The sequence below is a fragment of the Catenuloplanes niger genome (assembly GCF_031458255.1).
GTDB classification, from domain to species: Bacteria; Actinomycetota; Actinomycetes; order Mycobacteriales; family Micromonosporaceae; genus Catenuloplanes; species Catenuloplanes niger.
This window is the reverse complement of the sequence record NZ_JAVDYC010000001.1, coordinates 4,297,323-4,317,532: the sequence shown is the minus strand read 5'-3', so window position 1 is coordinate 4,317,532 and position 20,210 is coordinate 4,297,323. Positions and strand designations below refer to the sequence as shown.

Here is a 20,210-nt window from a genome sequence, read left to right as displayed (position 1 = left end):
CAGTGCGCCCAGCGCGGGCGCCGGTGTGATCGATGTTATGCCCTTCACATCCGGGCCACCCTCGGACGACCGGGCGGTCCACATGGCGGACCAACCCCGCGTCTTTCGCGCTCAGCTGAAAATCCGGCGTACGATTCTCCGGGGAGTTCGTCAGCACCGTGGGGGATCGCCACCATGTCTCGTCGCCTGGTCAGCCTGACCCTGGACACGCTCGAGGACCTTCCGCGAGGGTGCCGCAGGTGTGTCTTCTGGGAGCTCGATCCGGTCAGCGCCGAACGCGCCTGCACCGACGGCGCACCTGAGCTGGAGAAAGAGGCCTGGGTCTCGCAGACGCTGCTGGAGTGGGGCTCCTGCGGCAAGCTGGTCTACGTCGACGGCATGCCGGCCGGCTTCGTGATGTTCGCGCCGCCCGCCTACGTCCCGCGTTCGATGGCGTTCCCCACCTCGCCCGTCTCCGCCGACGCCGCGCTACTGATGACGTCTCACGTCGTCCCCGCGTTCGCCGGCGGCGGGCTCGGCCGCATGCTGGTCCAGGGCGTCGCACGCGACCTCACCAAGCGTGGCATCAAGGCCATCGAGGCGTTCGGGGACGCCAAGTTCGGTGACGTCGACGACGACGCCAAGGCCTGCGTCGCCCCGGTCGACTTCTTCCTCTCCGTGGGCTTCAAGACCGTCCGCCAGCACCCCCGCTACCCGCGCCTCCGCCTGGAACTGCGCACCGCGCTCTCCTGGAAGTCCGACGTCGAGTACGCGCTGGAGAAACTTCTCGGTTCGATGACGCCGGAGACGCTGCTGCGCCCGGTTCGGCCCGCCACCCGATCCACGGTCTGACGACCTGAGAAGCGGATTTCCCGCTTCCGGCGTGGTCACCGTCCGCATGCTCCCGCGGGCACCGGTCGGCCGTTGGCCGGCCTCCCTGCACGTCCCGGCCCACTCCGGCACCCCGTAAGTGAGCTCGACTCAGTAGCGATAGCCCCTCGACGAGGCGCCGTCCCACCGTGCCGGAACGCCGCGCAGCGCTGAGCCGCGCCGCGCCGAGACGTTGCGTTGGGCGCCGATCGGGATGCCGCACGGAGATGTCGTGAGCAGGCCAGGAGCCTAGTGAGCGAAGCTCACTTGGGTGTGCTCGGGCGGCCTCGGATCGTGCAGGGAGGAGCGCCAGCGACGACCGGTGCCCGCGGGAGCATGCGGGACCCGGGCCGCCGGAAGCGGGAAGATCCGGTTGTTGATCCGGGGTTCAGGCCTTGACCGGGAGACCGCCGGAAAGCGCCATGCGCAGCTGGCGGACGTCGATCGAACCGGTCGGCACGTCGTTCTCGACCGGGTAGTACATCCGCTGGACCGCGGCGACGATCGACTCTATCGCCTGCTCGCGGAAGAGCGGGTCGACGAGCCGGTTCCGGTCGAGCGGCGAGGTCAGGTAGCCGAACTCGACGCGGACCGCGGGCATGCGGCTGAGACGCAGCAGGTCCCAGGTCTTCGCGTGGGTCTGGCAGTTGCGCATGCCGGTGCGGGCGACGATCTCGCGCTGGACCAGCCCGGCCAGCCGCTCGGCGACCGTGGAGGTGACGCCGTCGGAGGTGCCGTCGCCGTAGTGGTACGTGGAGACGCCGTCCGCCTCGGGCGTCTTGTAGCCGTCGATGTGCAGCGAGATCAGCAGGTCGGCGTGCAGGTCGTTGGCGAGCTGGGCACGGTCCCGATCCGGGATGCGGGCGGCCGGCGACGGCCCCCGGGTGAGGTGGACGCGCATGCCGGCGCCGGCCAGGCGGCCCTCCAGGCGCGACGCGAGGTCGAACGCGAGCTCCGACTCGGTCCAGCGCAGCGGGCCGTCCGGGACGATGATGCCCGGGTCGGGACCGCCGTGGCCGGGGTCGATGACCACGGTCTTGCCGAGCAGGTGCGGGCCGGACTGGCGGAACGCCTCGGCCTCGCGCAGCCACTGCGGCCGGCCGCCGACCACCTTGCGGCCGAGCCGGCGCAGCGCGTGCATGGTCTGCGGCCCGAACGAGCCGTCCGGGGAGAGGCCGACCTCGCGCTGGAACTGGCCGACGGCCTTGGCGGTGCGGCCCTGGTAGACGCCGTCCGGCCGGCCCACGTCGTAGCCCATCTCCAGCAGGCGTTCCTGCAGCGTGCGGACGTCCTCACCGATCAGCGGGTGCGGGATCGCGTGGAACAGCGCGCGCGAGCCGAGCCGCCAGCGGGACGCGTCGAGCGCCAGCCAGGTCTCCTCGTCGACCTCGCCGTCGACGGTCAGGCCGCGCTGCTGCTGGAACGCGCGGACCGCGGTGTCGGTGCGGTCGTCGAAGACATCGGAGTCCTGGTCGAAGGACGCGTCGAGGCGCGCCAGGACCGAGCGGATCTCCGCCACCGCGGGGCCACGGTCTCCACGTCGGATCGGGCGCACAGGGAACGACCTCCTCGGAACTCGACCCGGAGCGTATCGCGGGTCCACCGCCGCCGCCGGGTTCACGACGTGCGGGTAGAAGACGGGCTACTTACAGTAAAGAGCCCCGGCTTCGCGAAACGCATAAACCGGGGCTCTCTGCGCAAAAAGTGTATTACAGCGCGTCTTCGATGAGGTTGATCAGCGCGCCCTTGGGCTTGGCGCCGGCCACCGACTTCACCGGCTGGCCGCCCTTGAAGACCGTGAGCGTCGGCACGGACATCACCCGGTACGCCATGGCGGTCTCCGGGTTCTCGTCGATGTTCATCTTGACGATGGTGACCTTGTCGCCCATCTCCTGCGAGATCTCCTCGAGCAGCGGGGTGACCTTGCGGCACGGCGCGCACCACTCGGCCCAGAAGTCGACGAGCACCGGCTTGTCGGACTGCAGAACCTGGCTGACAAAGGTCTTGTCGGTGACCGACTCCATGGATCCTCCTGGGGCTGGGGGGTGACTTACTAGATCTCTTCGAACGACGCGATGAAGCGCTCGGCGTCGAGCGCGGCGGCACAGCCGGTGCCGGACGCGGTGATCGCCTGCCGGTACGTGTGGTCGACCAGGTCACCGGCCGCGAACACACCCTGGACGTTGGTCCGCGTGCTGGGCGAGTCGACGACCACGTAGCCGTCCTCGTCCATCGCGACCTGGCCCTTGAAGAGGTCGCTGCGCGGGATGTGGCCGATCGCGACGAACACGCCGGTGACGTCCATCGTCTTGGTCTCGCCGGACACCGTGTTCTTCAGGCGGACGCCGCTGACCTTGCCGTCCTCGCCGAGGATCTCCTCGACCGCGCTGTTCCACTCGACCTTGATCTTCGGGTTGTCCAGCGCGCGCTGCGCCATGATCTTGCTGGCCCGGAACGAGTCGCGGCGGTGCACGATGGTGACCGTCTCCGCGAACCGGGTCAGGAACGTGGCCTCCTCCATGGCGGAGTCGCCACCGCCGACCACCACGATGTGCTGGTTGCGGAAGAAGAAGCCGTCACACGTGGCGCAGGACGAGACGCCGTGACCGAGCAGCTCCTCCTCGCCGGGGACGCCGAGCCGGCGCCAGGCCGAACCGGTGGCGAGGATCACGGCGCGCGCGAAGTAGCTGGTGTCGCCGACCCAGACCGTCTTGAGGCCCTCCGCACCCGGCTCGGTGACCGTGGTGCCGGTGAGCTCGACGCGGGTGACGTCGTCCGTGATGAACTCGGCGCCGAACCGCTCCGCCTGCTTGCGCATGGAGTCCATCAGCTCCGGGCCCATGACACCGTCCGGGAAGCCGGGGTAGTTCTCCACCTCGGTGGTGGTCATCAGCGCGCCGCCCGACTGCACACCCTCGATGACCAGCGGCTTCAGGTTGGCGCGTGCGGCGTAGACCGCGGCGGTGTAACCGGACGGCCCCGAGCCGATGATGATCAGGTTGCGGACCTCGTCCACTGCCCCACTCCTCAGTCCTCGTGTGCGGCGCTGCCCGTCCGGCCGGTGGCAGGGCATGGCGGCGATCGCCCCAGCAGAAACGTCATCGCATGAACCGGGATTCCCGGTCCGGCACACCGGTGGGCCGGCTCACGTCGGGGCCCGAAGGGTGCTGCCTGCTCACCCTACCGGCGCGCGATGGAGAGTGTCCGCTCCCATGCCCTCGGCACCGCACTCCGGGCCGCTGATCCACACCATGTCGCGGCCGGCCGGATCGGTGAAGAGCACCAGCATGCCGGGGCTGCCCTCGAACGACGCGTAGTCGATCAGCCGGGCCGTGACGGCCGCGACACCGTGCTCGACCGCGATCGCCTGTAGACAGGCGCGCAGCGCGGCCGGGTCGGTGAGCCGGGCCAGCGCCGGTGGCACGGCGCCGGCGGTGTCCTCCCGCATCGGGGCCGGTGCCCCGCCGCCGGTGTCGGCCATCGGACTGCTGAACGTCTCGGCCGCGGCGGCGCCGCGCTCCGCCGTCTGCGCGGCCAGCGCCGCGGACTCCGGCGTGTAGTCCCGGCCGCTGACCAGGACCCGTTGCGCGAGCATCGGCGCGGACACGGCACCCGGCGCCCCGGCCGACGTGGCGACCTCGCTGTTGTCCGCCGAGTTGTCGAGCAGACCGGTCAGGCCGATCGAGGCGAACGCCAGCACACCGGCGGCGATCGCGGTGGGCACGGCCCAGCGCGGCACGTGGCGCTTCCGCAGCGGGACGACGGGGGCGACGAACTCCGCCCGGAGCGCGTCGTCGAGCCGGGCGGCCAGGTCCGCGGGCATCGGGCCGACCGGTGCCTCGGCCAGCGCACGCAGGTCGGTCCGGACCGCGCCGGTGGCCTCGGCGAGCGCGTCGTGCGCGTCCCGCCAGTGCGGATCCGCGGCGATCAGCGCGGTGACCTCGTCGAATCGTGGGTCGCCGGCCAACGCGCCGCCCAGGTAGTCGGCGAGGAGGTCCCACTGAGCCTCGGTCAGTGACGCGTCCGAGCTGCTCACTGTTCCTCCGTCTGCACTCGCAGGGCCTTCCGCGATGAGACGTCTCCCGCGTCCGCCGGGTTCCCGGCGTGAGCTGCGTCGCTCAACGTTCCCGTGACCGGAGCGTTATTGGGCCGAGACCGCTGCGGCCGCAGGTGCCCGAGGCTGATCGCCAGCTTGGCGCGACCGCGGGCACACCGGCTCTTCACGGTTCCCTCGGCCACGCCGAGCGCGGCCGCCGCCTCGGCCACCGAGTAGCCCTGCACGTCGACCAGGATCAGCGCGGCCCGCTGCTCGAACGGCAGCTCGTCGATCGCGGCCCGCACCACCAGCGCGGTGTCGTGGTCGACGATCGGCGCGGCCGGCTCCCGCTCCGGGCGGTCGTCGTCGGCCGGGCCGGAGAGCGGGACCGTGCGGTGGCTCCGCAGCCGCCGGATCCGGTCCAGGCAGGCGTTGACGACGATCCGGTGCAGCCAGGTGGTGACCGCGGCGTCGCCCCGGAAGCGCGCGGCCGCCCGGTGCGCGGAGAGCAGCGCCTCCTGCAGCGCGTCCGCCGCCTCCTCGCGGTCGCCGACGGTGCGCACCGCGACCGCCCAGAGCCGGTCCCGGTGCCGGTGGATCAGCTCGGCGAAGGCATCGCGATCGCCGGCGACGTGAGCCGCGAGCAGCTCGTCGTCGGGTGTGTCAGGTTCCCTCGACGGTGATCTCATCAACCACGATCTTCCGCGAGTCCGGCAACTCCGTGAACCACACCAGCAGGTACTGGTACTTGGCGTCCGGGTCGAAGCCGTCGATGAAGGCCAGCGTGGGCGCGTCGTGGTTCTCGAAGCCCTTGCCGATCTGGGTGTACGTCGTGCGGATCTGCTCGTCGAAACCCATCAGCGTGTCGTTCGGCGCGCCGGTGTTGCCGCCGGCCGGGTCGCTCGCACCGGTCAGCAGCTGCGCGGAGATGCCCTTCTCGCCGAGCTGCACCTTGACCGAGGAGACCTGCCGCGGGCTGCCCAGGTCGATCAGCAGCCCGATGCCGGGCTTGAGGTTGCCGAACTTGCGCGTGTTGTACGTCGACGTGTCCCAGGACGTGCCGTCGTCGCCGTCGATCGCGAGGTTCGCGTCCGGCCGGTCGTCGCCGGTGCTGTTCGGCCCCGGGTCGACCACGCGGATCTGGTTGCCGTTCAGCTTGATCGGCTGCGGGTTCGGGATCGCGCCCGGCGCGGCGCCGCCACCACCGTCGGTGCCCTGGCTGGCGTTGGCCTGCACCGGCTGGCGGCCGTCGTCCTCACCACCGCCGAGCGCGGAGATGCCGAGCATCAGGCCGATGACCGCGATGGCCAGCAGCGCGGCCACACCGACGGCGATCTTGCGACCGGCGTTCTGCGGCTGCTCCGGGCCGGCCTCGTCACCCTGGGTGAACCGGAGCGGGCCGACCTCCTCCAGGTACTGCTCCTCGGCGGCCGAGTCGAGCCGGGTCAGCTCCGCGGCCAGCACGTCGGACGCGGGGACCGCGAGCTTCGGGTCCAACAGGTCCATCGTGAGGTCGTCGAGGTAGGCGGGCACGCCGGCGCGCGCCTGGCGCGGCGCCACGATCGTGCCGGAGCCGTCGCGCACCGCGTCCGGCAGCCGGGAGGCGCCGGCCTCCGCGTGCGGCCAGTGCCCGGTGAGCGCGTAGTAGAGGACGCCGCCGACCGCGCGCACGTCCGCGTCCGGCTTGACGCCGCCGTCGGTCCGCGCGTCCGCGAGCACGACCCGCCCGTCGGTGCCGATCATGGTGGTGCCGGCGTGCACGTTGCCGTGGACCATGCCGGTGGCGTGCACGGCCGCGACCGCGTCCGCCACGCCGTGCGCGATGCCGATGGCGCGGGCCGCGTCCATCGGGCCGGAGTCGGTGACCAGGTCGCGCAGCGCCACGCCGTCGATCCACTCGCGCACGACGTAGGCCCGCTCGCCCTCGTCGATCGCGTCGTAGACCCCGGCCAGGTTGGGGTGGATCACCCGGCTGGCCGCGACGGCGGACTGCAGCATCTCGGCCGCCTCGTCGCCGCCGGGGTAGCGCAGCACCACGGCGACCGGGCGGCGGAGGATCACGTCCGTGCCGCGCCAGATCTGCCGGCCGGCCGAGTCGTCGTTGACGTGCTCTTCCAGCTGGTAACGGTCGGCCATGACGTCACCGACGGCGGGCTCACCGAAGGTCATCACGGACGGAACCGCCTCGGCGGCCTCTCGACCTTCGCCGACCTGGGTCACCCGTCCTCCCTCGGTGATCACGCGTCCTCAATCGGCCTGCGACCAAAGATTTGCGATCGATAGACCCGTTGCGCGGACAATCCTCCCATGAAGGGTAGGCGTCGCGCCGCTTCCGCCGAGAGCGACCTTACCTGGATCGCGGCCACTCCCGGTGCGTCCTCCTCCCGCGCCGCCGTGATCAGCGGTGCGGGAGCGAGCCCTGTAGAGATTGTGCGCCCTACCTGGGGTTACTCAAAGCCTCTGTCCACAACCATCGGGTGACGACAGCTATATCCCCGGCGGGAGGGCCCGAAACTACCGGCTGATTTTGCGCTTCACCATGTCCAGCAGCTGGGTGATCTCGCGAATGCGCAGCGCCAGCGCGAGCGCCAGGTACGTGCCGCCGATCGCGGCACCGCCGACGGCCAGGTTGAGGAGCGCCTCCATCAGGGACGGCGTGCCGTCGCCCGGCAGCAGCGTCGTCACCACGACACCGACCAGGGTCGCGCCCGCGGTGGCGGCCAGCACCTTCAGCAGCGTGGTGACCACGTCGCGCATGCCGAGCGCACCGATCCGGCCGCGCAGAACCGTGGCGGAGATAACAGCCGAAAGGAGGTAAGAAGCACCGTTTCCGGCCATCAGTCCCACCGCGACCCACTCGGCGTCGAGCAGCATGAAGCAGGCGATGTGGATCGCGATCCGGACCACCACCACCGGCGCGTTGACCAGCGCCGCGGTCTTGTTCTCCGACATCGCGTAGTTGGCGAACGTGAAGAGCTGGCTGACCGAGAACGGGATCAGCGCGATGCCGGCGCTGATCAGCACGAACGAGGTGGCCAGCGCGTCCTCGTCGGTGATCGCGCCGTGCCGGAACAGCGCCACCGTGATCGGGGCGGCCAGCACGCCGTAGACGACCGCGACCGGGGCCAGCGCCGCCGTGGCGGTCCGCAGACCGCGGCTCAGGTCCGCCGCGATCTCGGACAGGCGCCCGTCCGCGGCCGCCGCGCTCATCCGCGGCATGAGCGCCGTGATGATCGAGACCGCGATGATGCCGTGCGCCATCATCAACAGCAGGTAGACGTTGTTGTACATCAGCGGGCCGGTCGGGTCGTCGGCCTGTCCCGAGTCCGCGGCCGCGCGGTTGAGCAGGCTGAACACGACGGCCAGGCCGATCTGGTTGGCCACCACGTAGAAGAACATCCACGCGCCGAGCCGCGCCAGCTCGCGCAGCCCGAGGTCGCGGAAGTTGAACCGCCACTTCCACCGGAAGCCGACCTTCCGCAGCGCCGGGATCAGGCCGGCCGCCTGGACCGCCACGCCGATCAGCGTGCCGCCGCCGATCAGCGCGATCCGGCCGGGCGTCATCTGCTCCGGGTCGAGCTTCGAGGCGCCGTAGAGCACCAGGTAGGCGCCGCCGGTGACGATCACGATGATGTTGTTCAGGATCGGCGTCCACATCGGCGCCGCGAAGTGGCCCCGGGTGTTGAGCACGGAACTGAACAGCGCGGACACGCCGGTGAAGAAGATCATCGGCAGCATCAGGTACGACAGCCGGGTGACCAGCGTCTGGTACTCGCCGGACTGCCCGCCGGCATAGGTCATGGTCAGCAGCGGCGCGCAGACCACCGCGATCACGGTGGCGCCGGCCAGCATGAGCACGGCGAGGCTGAGCAGCGTCTGGGTGAACGCCTGGCCACCGTCCGCGTCCGCCTTGCGCCGCCGGACCAGCAGCGGCAGCAGCACGCTGGAGAGGATGCCGCCGAGCAGGAAGTCGTAGATCAGACCCGGGAAGATCTGCGCGGTCGTGTACGCGTTACCGATCACCGTGCCCAGCGCGGCCGACAGCACGACGGTACGCAGGAAGCCGGTGCCGCGACTGACCAGGCTGCCGGCCGCCATGATCAGGCTGTTGCCCGCGGTACTGGTCGGCGGCTCCGCCCCCGGCACCTCGCCGCCACCACTGACCGTGTCCGTGTCCGGCACGGTCAGTCGCGCCTCGTCCGCGTCGATCAGCGGCGGCGCGTGCCTGTCGTCGTAGGGACCGTCACGATGGCCTGCGTTGGAGCTCCGGTACAGACCGCCGGTCATGTCGTTTCCCCTCGGAACCGCCCGGCGTACCCGCGTGCCGCCGGCGTTGAACGAACCCTAGTCAACCCGAGCACTCTCCACATCCGCGGGCGTGCCGGCGCAGACCTCGCGCAACAGCGTGCCGGGCGTGGCACCGGCGATCTCCTCGATCACCCAGGCCGCCTCCGCCGGGACCAGCGGCTCGGTCAGCGCGTCCAGCACGGCCGGGTGATCGCACCCGGCCGTTTCCAGAGCCTCGAGCAGCGACGGTACGGCCGAGAGGTCCCCGGCGTGCACCATGCGCCGGGCCAGCGGCACCACCGCGGTCGTGGTGCACCAGGGCGCGCCGTAGATCTCCGTGGTCAGTCGCGACCGGGCGGACTTCAGCAGCTCAGCGAGGCCGGCGAACGGGAACGCGTGTTCCGTACCGTCGCGCATGCTCCTGATCGGGAAGCCCAGCTCGTTGCGCTCGGCGCGCTGGGTGGCCACCCAGCCGGCACCCTCGTGGTGGTGCCAGTCCAGGCCCGCCCGGCGGCCGTCCCGCCCGACCAGCAGCCGCTCGATCTCGCGGTCGGTGAGCGCCTCCGGGTCCACCGGCATCGGCCACCAGCGCGGCTCCGCGAAGAACGGGATCGGCTCCTGCTCCGGGCCGGCCTCCAGCGGTGCCGGGCGCAGCGCGCGGAACGCGGCGGTGAACAGCGCCCGCACCACCGGCACGTCGTCCGCGAGCGTGACCGGCGCGAACCGGCTGAGCAGCGCGACCACCAGCCCGGGGTGGGGCAGCGACGGGTCGTCCATCGCGATCACGCGGCCGATCAGGTCGAGCTCGGACCAGCGCAGCACGTGCGGGCGGCCGTCGTCCGGCGCGTCCCAGCCGAGCATCGTGCCCTCGTGCGCGCCGAACCCGGGCGCGGCCAGCTCCAGCAGGTGGTACGGCTGCGCGAAGTCCAGATCCAGCAGCAGCCGGTAACCACCCGCGACCGGCAACGTGACCAGCAGCGCGGGACGGTCCGTGGGCTCGTCACCGGTGAAGAACCACTCGGACCAGAAGGAGGAACGACCGGCGAGCGCGCGCAGCGCCTCGGGGACTGGCATGGGTAACCATCCTGCCCCCTGCACGAGGGCGATACGCTGGCGGTCCCATGTCTGAAACGTCCCAGGGCCCCGTCGGGGTCGATCAGCGCCAGGCCACCGCCGACCAGCCGGCCGCGGCACAACCGTCCGCGGCGCAGCTGTCCGCGGCGCAGCGCAACGCCGTCGCGGAGCTGCTGCGCGTCTCCCCCGTGGCCGACGAGCTCGGCCGCCGCTTCACCGCGGCCGGGCACGAATTGCACCTGGTCGGTGGCTCGGTGCGGGACGCGCTCCTCGGCCGGCTCGGCGACGACCTGGACTTCTGCACGGACGCGCAGCCGGACCAGACACTCGCCGTGCTCAAGGGCTGGGCCGAGGCGATCTGGGAGACCGGGCGCGAGTTCGGCACGATCGGCGCGATGCGCGGCGGCCTGCGGCTGGAGATCACCACGTTCCGCGCGGAGGCCTACGACGGCGTCAGCCGCAACCCCGTCGTCCGGTACGGCACCAGCCTCGCGGACGACCTGGTCCGGCGCGACTTCACGATCAACGCGATGGCGGTCAGCCTGCCCGGGCACGTGTTCACCGACCCGCACGGCGGCCTGGGTGACCTGGCCGCGCGCGTGATCCGGACGCCGGGCACGCCGCAGCAGTCGTTCGGCGACGACCCGCTGCGCATGCTGCGCGCGGCCCGGTTCGTGGCGAAGCTGCGGTTCACGCCGGACCCGGCCGTGGTCGCCGCGATGACCGAGCTGGCGCCGTCGCTGGACCGGATCACGCCGGAGCGGATCCGGGACGAGTTCACCAAGCTGATGGTCGGCGCGGACCCGATCGCGGCGCTGCGGCTGCTGGTCGACACCGGCCTGGCCGACCGGTTCCTGCCGGAGCTGCCCGGCCTCAAGCTCGCGATCGACGAGCACGCGCAGCACAAGGACGTCTACGAGCACACGCTCACCGTGGTCAGCAACGCGATCCGGCTGGAGGGCGGCGGCGAGCCGGACTTCACGTTGCGGCTGGCCGCGCTGCTGCACGACATCGGCAAGCCGGCCACCAAGGCGGTCGGATCGGACGGCCGGGTCAGCTTCCACCACCACGAGGTGGTCGGCGCGCGGCTGACGCGGCAGCGGATGAAGGCGCTGCGCTACCCGAAGGACGTCACCGCGGACGTCACCCGCCTGGTCGAGCTGCACCTGCGCTTCTACGGATACGGCCGGGGCGAGTGGACCGACTCCGCGGTGCGCCGGTACGTGACGGACGGCGGCCCGCTGCTCGACCGCCTGCACAAGCTGACCCGCTCCGACTGCACCACGCGCAACCGGCGCAAGGCCGCGGCGCTGGCCGCGGACTACGACGCGCTGGAGGAGCGGATCGCCCGGATCGCGGCCGAGGAGGACCTGGCGCGGGTCCGGCCGGACCTGGACGGCAACGCGATCATGGAGCTGCTCGGGCTGCCGCCGGGGCCGCTGGTCGGTCAGGCCTGGCGGCACCTGAAGGAACTGCGGCTGGAGCGTGGCCCGCTGACCCGCGACGAGGCGGAGGACGAGCTGCGTGCGTGGGCTCGCGCACAGGGCCTTTAGGACAGTTCTCACCTGACGATCCGTTCACTGATTTCGATCGGATCAACCGCTTACGCGGCGCGCGTACGGTCGGCTAGGTTCACTGCTCGGTCCTTCGTGGAGGGCCGATCGGTGGCTAAGGAGGGCCGGGCAGTGCGACCGTGCGCCATCTGCGGCGAGGTGACGGTCACGGCCGACGGGACGTGTGCCGGGTGCGGGGTGTCGCGGCAGCGCCTGCAGTCACCCACCTACCCGACCAATCCGGCATACCGGCCGGTGTCCGGGCCGCCGCGCGACGCGGCCGAGACCGCACCGCTGCGGGACGGCGCCGAGACCACGCCGCTGCCGCCGGTGTCGGGTCCCCCCATGCCGGGGCCGCCGGTGTCCGGGCCGCCGGTGTCCGGGGTGCCGGTGTCGGGGCGTCCGATGTCCGGGCCGCCGGTGTCGCCGCGCGTGCCCAGGCCGCCGTCGTGGCGTACCCCCGCGGCGCCCGCACCGGTCTCTCCCGCTCCCCCGCCGTCACCGGTCCCGGCGGAACCGGTGATGAGCTACGACTCCCGCTCCCCCGCGCTGGCCGGAAACGAGCGCGCGCATCCGGTCGCGGTCGCGTTGGTCGCGATCGCGGGTGTCGTCGCGGCCGGTGTGTTCGGCACGGTGGTGGTGCGGTTCGCGGGCGCGGACTCCCGGGCCGCCGACCGCCTCACCGGCCCGCCGGCGGCCCAGGCCGCGGCCGTGCCCTCCGCCCCCTCGCCCTCACCCTCGCCTTCGCCGTCGTCGCCTTCGCCCTCGCCGTCGTCCGTTCCGTCGCTGTCCCCGCCGTCGAGTGCGCCGGTCGGCCCGGTCGGCGCGTCGGGGGCCGCGGACGAGTGCCTGGCCGGGGTGTGGCGCGTCGCCGAGCAGCGGGAACTCGTCGCGCTGCCCGGGATCGGCACCGTCGAGGTGACGCTGACCAGCGACGGCCCGGAGGTCACCTACGCGGCGGCCGGCACCGGCGTGGTCGACTACGGCGCCGCGACCGGGTACGCCGCCACCGTCGACGGGCGGGACACGCTGATCACGGTCGCCGGCACGGTCACGTTCGAGTTCGTGTCCGCGGACGGCAGGACGGCCGCCACCCAGGCCCGGTCCGCGGCCACGTTCACGGTCACGCCGGACGGCGGCGAGCCGGGCGCGCCGGCGGAGTGGCCCGCCTCGCTGACCGAGTGGTCCGTCGAGTGCGGGCCGGGGGAGCTGACGCTGACCGCACCCGACGCGCAGACGGAACGCCTGGTCAGAATCGGGTGATCATGTCGTCGCGGTGCGTGGTGAGCGTTCACTGTGCCCGGCCGAGAATTACTCATTGAGTAAGATCCGCTGACCGTTGAGGCCATTGGGGCGAGTGGATCGCACCCGCTAGCGTCGGGTCTGAAGCGGGAGATAGCGAGCCGGGAGGCGACATGGGGCCCTGCGCGGTCTGTGGGGGCGGCACCATCGACGCGGCGGGCAACTGCACGCAGTGCGGCAACTACCGGGGCACCGGCGAGGTGACCTCCGCGCCTCCGGCCAACTACCCACCGCCCGCCTATCCCCAGCAGCCGCAGCCTCCGTACCCGGCGCCGACCAGCGGTTCCGGCTACGACCCGTACCCGAACCCGCACACCAGCGGCGCCCCGTCGTACCCGACCAGCGGCGGTGCCGGCTACCCCACCAGCGGCGGTGCCGGCTACCCGACCAGCGGTGCCGGCTACCCGAGCAGCCCGCCGCCCCCGCCGCCGTACCAGGCGGCCCCGCAGTACACGGCGCAGCCGCAGGCGTACCCGCCGGTCTACACGCCGCCACCGCCGCAGAACAAGGGCCGGCGCGGCCTCAACTTCCTGATCGGCGCGCTGGTCTCGGTCGTGCTGGTGCTGCTCTGCTGCATCGGCATCGCGGTCTGGGGCAACACCGAGAACGACAAGGACCCGAACGCCGGCGGCACGCCCACGCCGACCGTCTCGGTGAACCCGGACATCGACGCGTGCACGGTCGGCACCTGGAACGTCTCCACCCACACCGAGGACCTGGAGGTCCCGAACGTGGGCACGATCAAGCTGAGCGGTGGCAAGGGCGCGACGTTCACCCTGGCCCAGGACGGTACGGCGATCTTCGACTACGGCGACGGCACCGAGTACACCGGCACGCTCAGCGGGCAGAACGTGCGGCTGCGGATCCAGGGCGAGGTGACGTACGACTACACGTCGCGCAACAGCCGGCTCGCGCTGACCGGCGTCGACACCGAGGCCACGTTCGTCATCTTCGTCAACGGCGAGGAGACCGCGGAGGAGCAGGAGTTCCTGGCGACCTCGGACACGGCGGACTACACCTGCAGCAGCACCCGGCTGACGCAGGAGGGCAACGCCTACACGATCGAGTACACCCGGGGCTGACGCGGCACAATGGAGCGCATGCGCTGGGTGGTGATCGATTCACCGATCGGTGAGCTCTCCGTGGCGGCCGGGAGCGCGGACGTCGCGGGCCCGGCCGCGGTCGGTGGCGTGCACTTCGGGCGGCACCCGGCCGCGACGCCGTACGCCGGGGGTGGGCCGGCGCCGCTGGACGAGGCGGTGGCGCAGCTGCGGGCCTACTTCGCGGGCGAGCTGACCGCGTTCACCGTGCCGATGCGGGCGCCCGGCGGCTCCGACTTCGAGCGCGCGGTGTGGGACCGGATCGCCCGCGTGCCGTACGGCGAGATGATCACTTATGGCGAGATCGCGACCGGGCTCGGCGACGCCGGTGCGGCCCGCGCGGTCGGCACCGCCTGCAACCGCAACCCGATCCCGGTCCTGGTCCCCTGCCACCGGGTGGTGGGTGCGGGCGGCAAGATGGTCGGCTTCGGCGGCGGCCTGCCGCGCAAGCGGGTGCTGCTGGAGCTGGAGGCCCGCGTCACGCTCCAGCGCGACTGGTCTCCGTAGAGAGTTGCGCTTCCGGCCGGAAGCCGGACGGCCGGAGCAGGATGCCCGATTTCGGCATCATGCTCCGGCTTCCTCGGTCAGCGCTCGATCTCGCCGGCGATGAACTTGTCGACGGACGCGTGCGCGTCGTGGTCGGAGTACTGCACCGGCGGGGACTTCATGAAGTAGGACGAGGCGGAGAGGATCGGGCCGCCGACCTTGCGGTCCAGCGCGATCTTCGCGGCGCGGACCGCGTCGATGATGACGCCGGCCGAGTTCGGCGAGTCCCACACCTCGAGCTTGAGCTCCGCGTTCAGCGGCACGTCGCCGAACGCCTTGCCCTCCAGCCGGATGTACGCCCACTTGCGGTCGTCCAGCCACGGCACGTGGTCGGACGGGCCGATGTGCACGTCGCTCTTGACCATCTCGTGCGGGATCTGGGACGTCACCGACTGGGTCTTGGAGATCTTCTTCGAGATCAGCCGGTTGCGCTCCAGCATGTTCATGAAGTCCATGTTGCCGCCGAAGTTCAGCTGGTACGTGCGCAGCAGCTCGACGCCGCGGTCCTCGAACAGCTTCGCCAGCGCGCGGTGCACGATGGTCGCGCCGACCTGGCTCTTGATGTCGTCGCCGACGATCGGCAGCCCCGCGTCGGTGAACTTCTGCGCCCACGCCGGGTCGGAGGCGATGAAGACCGGCAGCGCGTTGACGAACGCGCAGCCGGCGTCGATCGCGGCCTGCGCGTAGAACTTCGCCGCCTCCTCGGAGCCGACCGGCAGGTACGCGACGACGACGTCGGCCTGGGCGTCGCGCAGCGCCTGCACCACGTCCACCGGCTCCTCGTCCGACTCCTCGATGATCTCGCGGTAGTACTGGCCGAGACCGTCGAACGTCGGGCCGCGCTGCACCTGCACGCCGGTCGGCGGCACGTCGGCGAGCTTGATCGTGTTGTTCTCGCTCGCCACGATCGCCTCGGCCAGGTCGCGGCCGACCTTCTTGGCGTCCACGTCGAACGCCGCGACGAACGTCACGTCCGAGACGTGATAGTCGCCGAACGTGACGTGCATGAGACCGGGAACCCGGTCGCTGGGGTCGGCGTCACGGTAGTACTCCACACCCTGGACCAGGGACGAGGCGCAGTTACCCACACCGACGATGGCCACGCGGACGGAACCCATCCCGGTTGCCTCCTTCTTCTTGGTCAGCACGACAGGTCGCCTGTCATGACGGGCCCGGCTCCTCCCCGGCGGCGGTGCCGGTCGAGGGCGGGAGAATGTCGCGGCCGGGGCCGCGGCCGGAGCGCTCGCTCGCGATGAGCTCCTCCAGCCAGCGGACCTCGCGCTCACACGCGTCGAGGCCGTGGCGTTGCAGCTCCAACGTGTAGGCGTCGAGCCGTTCGGTCGCCCGGGCCAGCAGGTTGCGCAGGCCCTCGCGTCGCTCCTCGACCTTCCGGCGGCGGCCCTCCAGGATGCGCAGCCGGGTGGCGCGGTCGGTGCGCGCGAAGAACGCGAAGTGCACGTTGAAGCCCGCGTCGTCGAAGGTTTCCGGCCCGGCGTGCGCGAGCAGCTCCGCGAACCGTTCCTTGCCCTCGGCGGTGATCTTGTAGACGATCCGGCCGCGCCGGCTGGTCAGGGCCGGCACCTCGTCCGCGGTCGCGGGCGTCTCGCCGGCCTGTGTGATCCAGCCGGCCAGCTGCAGCCGCTTGAGCGTCGGGTAGAGCGTGCCGTAGCTGATCGCCGCGCGGATCGGGCCGAGCTTGGTGCCCAGCTCCTTGCGCAGCTCGTAGCCGTGCATGGCCGACTCGGAGAGCAGACCGAGGATGGCGAACTCCAACACGGCCGTCTCCTCTCATCCGATGTATCGGCCCGATACATCGAACCGTAGAACGGAAGGTGGCTGATGCGCAAACGATGTGCCGTCAGACGTTCGTGTCGGGCACTGACTGTCACGGAAAGTGAGCGTTGTCGCCTCTTGGGCCGGGAGCCGTTACTCTTCAGTCCGTGCGCACGCAGCGGCAGGTGGTGGACTACTCGCTTCAGAGGCGAGCGGTGCTGCGTGAGGTGCATTCGGGCAGGGTGGGCGTCCACGAGGTCTGCGATGCCTCCCCCTACCTCAAGAACGCGGCACGCTTCCACGGTGAGCCGACCGAGGAGCGGTGCCCGATGTGCCGCCGCGAGAACCTCACGCTCGTGCACTACATCTATGGTGATGAGCTCAAGCAGTCCGCCGGGCAGGCGCGCAAACTGGCGGAGCTTCCGGTGTTGGCGATGACGCTGAGTGAGTTTCAGGTGTACGTAGTGGAGGTGTGCCAGGGCTGCTCCTGGAACCACCTGGTGGAGCAGTTCCTGCTGGGCCGCGAGGGCCTGGAGGCGGATGAACCCGGTGGCAACTCCGGCCGTAGACGAGGGGCGGAACGGTGACGCGCTCGTGGGTCGGAGAGGTAAGTCAGATCGTTAGCCCGATAAGTCCGTTTATTCCGGATGTAACGGCTACAAAGTCAAGTGAAGGGGCAGCGGTATGTGCTGCCGCGCCCCTTGTGTCCGTTCGTGGCGAAGCTCACGGCCGCCCCCAGGGTCGTCGACTCGCGCCACCGCGACCGGCAGGGTGTGACGAATGAACGCGTACGGCGAACCCAGTCCTCCGCATGGCCGGGCATCCGGTCCGGGCGGAGGCCGGATGCCGGGCTCCGGTGAGCCGGACGACGACCGCTACGGCGGGTCCGGCGCCTCCGGCGGCTGGCCGGGTAACGGTGCCCGGCCGGGTGGAGGCGTGCCCCCACGTGCCTCCGGCAGCGCTCGCCCCGGTGGGCCTCCGAGCGCACGCGCCTCCGTGGGCGGCAGCGGTGCCGTCGGCGGTGCCCGCGTGCCGGGCAGCTCCGGCTCCGCGTCCGTCGGCGGTGTCCCCGGGCGTGCCTCGGTCGGCGGCAGTGCCGCCGTCGGTGGCGCCCGCGTGCCGGGCAGCTCCGGCTCCGCGTCGGTCGGCTCCGCACGACCCGGCGTGCCGGGCCGCGCGGCGGTCGGTGGTGCCGCCGTGGGTGGTGCCGCGGTGGGTGGTGCCGCCGTCGGTGGCGCCGCGGTCGGTGGTGCGCCCGTCGGCCGGGCCGTGCCGGGCCGGGCCAGTGTCCGACCGGTCTCTCCGGCCGGACCCGGCGACTCCGGGCCGGGCGGTGCCGGTCCCGGCCGCCGCAGCCGCAGCGCCGGCTCGATGGACCCGGAAGCCGCGAAGCGCGCCAAGCGCCGCAAGATCGCTAACTGGTCGATAGCGGCGTTCGCGGTCGTCATCATGACGGCCGGCATCGGCATCGTCGGCCTCACCTACGCCTTCGACGACGTCCCGGACATCAACACGTTCGAGCCGGAGATCTCCACGATCGCGTACGCGGACGGCTCCGAGATGACGAAGCTCGGTGAGCACAACCGGACCGTGGTGCCGGACGAGAAGATCACGCCGCTGGTCAAGCACGCGGTCGCGGCGGCCGAGGACAAGGGCTTCTACGACCACTCCGGCATCGACATGAAGGGCATCGCCCGCGCCGCCTGGAACAACATCTCCGGCGGTGACACGCAGGGCGCGTCCACGATCACCCAGCAGTACGCGCGGCACGCCGCGGAGCTGACCGGCATCAACTACAACCGCAAGATCCGCGAAGCGCTGCTGGCTCGCAAGATCGAGGACAACTACGACAAGGACCAGATCATCTCGTTGTACCTCAACGCGATCTGGTTCGGCCGGGGTGCCGAGGGCATCGAGGCAGCCGCGAAGGCCTACTTCAACAAGACGGTCACCAAGATGCCCGGCGAGGAGGGCGCGCTGACCGCGTCCGAGGCCGCCGTGCTCGCCTCCGTCATCAAGCAGCCGGAACCGGTGCAGGGCGGCCACCAGGGCTACGACCCCGCGCGCAACCCGGAAGCGGCCAAGGAGCGCTGGGCGTACACGCTCAACAACATGGCCGAGAAGGGCTGGATCACCGCGGAGGAGCGGGCCAAGGCGGAGTTCCCGGAGAAGAGCCTTGCCAAGTACGACCCGAACGCCTGCCAGGCGGAGTGCGTCAACAACAAGCCGGTCGGTCACGTCCTGAACTACGTCAAGGACGAGCTGGCCGAGATGGGCATAACCGACTGGCAGCAGCGGCCGTACAAGATCAAGGTTTCGATCAACCCGGCCATGCAGAAGGCCGCCGAGGACGCGGCCTCGCGCAAGAGCAAGTCCTCGCCGATGAGCAAGACCGCGGAGAACCACCAGGCCGCGCTGGTCGCGATCAACCCGACCAACGGCCAGGTGCTCGCCTACTACGGCGGTGACGACGGCGCGGGCTTCGACTTCGCCGGGCGCAACGGCGGTCACCCGCCGGGCTCGACGTTCAAGATGTACACGCTCGCGGCGGGCCTGCGCGAGGGCATGTCGATGGAGTCGTACTGGGACTCCACCAAGAACGTCGACGAGGAGCGCGGCGGCCGCGAGATCTCCAACGCCGGCCGTGAGGACCCGGCCTGCGGCAAGTACTGCTCGCTGGAGAAGATGACGATCGACTCCTTCAACGTCCCGTTCTACTGGATGACCAAGGACATGGGGCCGGACAAGGTCGTCGCCGTCGCCCGGGACGCGGGTGTGCGCACCATGTGGACCAACGACGACGAGGAGATCAACCTCGCCGAGGTCGAGCCGACCGCGGTCGCGCCGAGCAAGTTCGACGTCGAGGTCGGTTTCGGTCAGTACAAGGTGAAGGTCATCGAGCACGTCAACGGCCTGGCCACGCTGGCCAACCGCGGCGACTACAACAAGGCCCACTTCGTGGTCAGCGTCGAGAAGAAGAACAGCGCGACCGGCGAGTGGGTCAAGGTCAACGGCGAGCAGATCAAGCCGGAGAAGAAGTTCGACACCGAGCAGATAGACAGCATGCTCAAGGTGCTGCAGAAGATCCCCGGTGCGAGTGACGGCAACGACCACTCGCTCGCCGGTGACCGGCCCGCGTTCGCCAAGTCCGGCACCTGGGAGCTCGGCAAGGAGGGCGGCACCAACGGTGACGCCTGGTACCTCGGCGCCACCACGCAGATAGCGGCCGGTGTCTGGGTCGGTACCTCCGGCGCCCGAGCGGCGATCAAGGACCCGGACGGATCCGACATGTACGGCGGTGACACGCCGGGCCAGATCTGGGAAGACTTCATGAACGCCGCGAACAAGGCGGCGAAGTACAAGGTGGAGAGCTTCCCGGAGGGCAGCTCCGTCGGCGACCCGAGCGTGCTCGCCAACGGTGTCTCGCCGTCGCCGAAGGCCCCGGAGACGCCGGACAACCAGAACCCGAACCCGAACGGGTCGCCGAGCTGTGAGCCGTTCGACTTCAACTGCCTCTTCGGCAACAACGGCGGTAACAACGGCGGCGGCAACAACAACGGCGGCGGCAACAACCAGACGCCGTCACCCACGCCGACCGACGGGCTGCCCGTTCTACCGGGCGTACCCGGCGGAGGCGGGCCGGGCAACGATGACGACGACTAGCGGTCGATCCGTCTGACCCGGATGAGG

General features: G+C 71.1%; 17 protein-coding genes. 7 read left to right on the top strand and 10 right to left on the bottom strand.

Annotation, left to right across the window (positions count from 1 at the left end; genetic code table 11):
• The first annotated feature begins 174 nt into the window (after window positions 1-174).
• Entirely contained in the window at window positions 175-831 is a 657-nt protein-coding gene (locus tag J2S44_RS19020) for a GNAT family N-acetyltransferase (RefSeq protein ID WP_310415640.1), read from the top strand.
• A gap of 406 nt (window positions 832-1,237) precedes the next feature.
• On the opposite strand, the gene J2S44_RS19015 is transcribed toward J2S44_RS19020, so the two are convergent.
• The 8 genes from J2S44_RS19015 to J2S44_RS18980 form a co-directional block, all read right to left on the bottom strand.
• Entirely contained in the window at window positions 1,238-2,404 is a 1,167-nt protein-coding gene (locus J2S44_RS19015; protein ID WP_310415637.1) for an N-acetylmuramoyl-L-alanine amidase, read from the bottom strand.
• A gap of 154 nt (window positions 2,405-2,558) precedes the next feature.
• On the bottom strand, window positions 2,559-2,873 hold the full coding sequence (gene trxA / locus J2S44_RS19010) for a thioredoxin (RefSeq protein WP_307241993.1): 315 nt from the start codon (window positions 2,871-2,873) through the stop codon (window positions 2,559-2,561).
• 29 nt (window positions 2,874-2,902) lie between these two features.
• Window positions 2,903-3,865: a thioredoxin-disulfide reductase gene (trxB, locus tag J2S44_RS19005; protein WP_310415634.1), complete on the bottom strand. Its 963-nt coding sequence runs from the start codon at window positions 3,863-3,865 to the stop codon at window positions 2,903-2,905.
• A gap of 159 nt (window positions 3,866-4,024) precedes the next feature.
• Window positions 4,025-4,885: an RsmA family anti-sigma factor gene (locus tag J2S44_RS19000; protein WP_310415631.1), complete on the bottom strand. Its 861-nt coding sequence runs from the start codon at window positions 4,883-4,885 to the stop codon at window positions 4,025-4,027.
• A complete protein-coding gene (gene sigM / locus J2S44_RS18995; protein WP_310415628.1) occupies window positions 4,882-5,574 on the bottom strand; it encodes an RNA polymerase sigma factor SigM in 693 nt (230 codons plus the stop codon). The genes J2S44_RS19000 and sigM overlap by 4 nt, the downstream gene beginning before the upstream one ends.
• Window positions 5,549-7,105 carry a protein kinase family protein gene (locus J2S44_RS18990; RefSeq protein WP_310415625.1) on the bottom strand — a complete coding sequence of 519 codons (1,557 nt, stop codon included), beginning with the start codon at window positions 7,103-7,105 and terminating at the stop codon, window positions 5,549-5,551. Before J2S44_RS18990 ends, sigM begins: the two co-directional genes overlap by 26 nt.
• Before the next feature lie 294 nt (window positions 7,106-7,399).
• Complete coding sequence (murJ, locus tag J2S44_RS18985; RefSeq protein WP_310415622.1) at window positions 7,400-9,172, bottom strand: murein biosynthesis integral membrane protein MurJ; 1,773 nt, start codon at window positions 9,170-9,172, stop codon at window positions 7,400-7,402.
• A 57-nt stretch (window positions 9,173-9,229) separates the two neighbouring features.
• Window positions 9,230-10,246, bottom strand: coding sequence for a hypothetical protein (locus J2S44_RS18980; RefSeq protein ID WP_310415619.1), 1,017 nt, complete (start codon window positions 10,244-10,246; stop codon window positions 9,230-9,232).
• Between the two features lie 47 nt (window positions 10,247-10,293).
• On the opposite strand from J2S44_RS18980, the gene J2S44_RS18975 reads away from it, so the two are divergent.
• From J2S44_RS18975 to J2S44_RS18960, 4 genes are all read left to right on the top strand, one after another.
• Window positions 10,294-11,799: a CCA tRNA nucleotidyltransferase gene (locus J2S44_RS18975; RefSeq protein WP_310415615.1), complete on the top strand. Its 1,506-nt coding sequence runs from the start codon at window positions 10,294-10,296 to the stop codon at window positions 11,797-11,799.
• Window positions 11,800-12,321: 522 nt separating this feature from the next.
• Window positions 12,322-13,062, top strand: coding sequence for a hypothetical protein (locus J2S44_RS18970; protein ID WP_310415612.1), 741 nt, complete (start codon window positions 12,322-12,324; stop codon window positions 13,060-13,062).
• 152 nt (window positions 13,063-13,214) lie between these two features.
• Complete coding sequence (locus J2S44_RS18965) at window positions 13,215-14,183, top strand: hypothetical protein (protein WP_310415609.1); 969 nt, start codon at window positions 13,215-13,217, stop codon at window positions 14,181-14,183.
• A gap of 18 nt (window positions 14,184-14,201) precedes the next feature.
• Window positions 14,202-14,708, top strand: a complete 507-nt coding sequence (locus J2S44_RS18960; protein WP_310415605.1) for a methylated-DNA--[protein]-cysteine S-methyltransferase — start codon at window positions 14,202-14,204, stop codon at window positions 14,706-14,708.
• Between the two features lie 77 nt (window positions 14,709-14,785).
• Here J2S44_RS18960 and J2S44_RS18955 read toward each other — a convergent pair whose 3' ends face one another.
• Both J2S44_RS18955 and J2S44_RS18950 read right to left on the bottom strand, forming a co-directional pair.
• On the bottom strand, window positions 14,786-15,865 hold the full coding sequence (locus tag J2S44_RS18955; protein ID WP_310415602.1) for an inositol-3-phosphate synthase: 1,080 nt from the start codon (window positions 15,863-15,865) through the stop codon (window positions 14,786-14,788).
• Window positions 15,866-15,908: 43 nt separating this feature from the next.
• Window positions 15,909-16,523, bottom strand: coding sequence for a PadR family transcriptional regulator (locus tag J2S44_RS18950; protein ID WP_310415598.1), 615 nt, complete (start codon window positions 16,521-16,523; stop codon window positions 15,909-15,911).
• Window positions 16,524-16,687: 164 nt separating this feature from the next.
• On the opposite strand from J2S44_RS18950, the gene J2S44_RS18945 reads away from it, so the two are divergent.
• A complete protein-coding gene (locus J2S44_RS18945) occupies window positions 16,688-17,107 on the top strand; it encodes a DUF5318 domain-containing protein (protein WP_310415596.1) in 420 nt (139 codons plus the stop codon).
• Window positions 17,108-17,549: 442 nt separating this feature from the next.
• Window positions 17,550-20,183: a transglycosylase domain-containing protein gene (locus tag J2S44_RS18940; RefSeq protein ID WP_310415592.1), complete on the top strand. Its 2,634-nt coding sequence runs from the start codon at window positions 17,550-17,552 to the stop codon at window positions 20,181-20,183.
• The last annotated feature ends 27 nt before the right edge of the window (window positions 20,184-20,210 follow it).

Excerpts from the sequence above, each read along its gene's own strand:
- J2S44_RS18970 (WP_310415612.1), top strand. The coding sequence starts at position 12,322 with ATGAGCTACGACTCCCGCTCCCCCGCGCTGGCCGGAAACGAGCGCGCG.
- J2S44_RS18975 (WP_310415615.1), top strand. The coding sequence starts at position 10,294 with ATGTCTGAAACGTCCCAGGGCCCCGTCGGGGTCGATCAGCGCCAGGCC.
- trxA (WP_307241993.1), bottom strand. The coding sequence starts at position 2,873 with ATGGAGTCGGTCACCGACAAGACCTTTGTCAGCCAGGTTCTGCAGTCC.
- murJ (WP_310415622.1), bottom strand. The coding sequence starts at position 9,172 with ATGACCGGCGGTCTGTACCGGAGCTCCAACGCAGGCCATCGTGACGGT.
- J2S44_RS18965 (WP_310415609.1), top strand. The coding sequence starts at position 13,215 with ATGGGGCCCTGCGCGGTCTGTGGGGGCGGCACCATCGACGCGGCGGGC.
- J2S44_RS18955 (WP_310415602.1), bottom strand. The coding sequence starts at position 15,865 with ATGGGTTCCGTCCGCGTGGCCATCGTCGGTGTGGGTAACTGCGCCTCG.
- sigM (WP_310415628.1), bottom strand. The coding sequence starts at position 5,574 with ATGAGATCACCGTCGAGGGAACCTGACACACCCGACGACGAGCTGCTC.
- J2S44_RS18980 (WP_310415619.1), bottom strand. The coding sequence starts at position 10,246 with ATGCCAGTCCCCGAGGCGCTGCGCGCGCTCGCCGGTCGTTCCTCCTTC.
- J2S44_RS18960 (WP_310415605.1), top strand. The coding sequence starts at position 14,202 with ATGCGCTGGGTGGTGATCGATTCACCGATCGGTGAGCTCTCCGTGGCG.
- J2S44_RS19020 (WP_310415640.1), top strand. The coding sequence starts at position 175 with ATGTCTCGTCGCCTGGTCAGCCTGACCCTGGACACGCTCGAGGACCTT.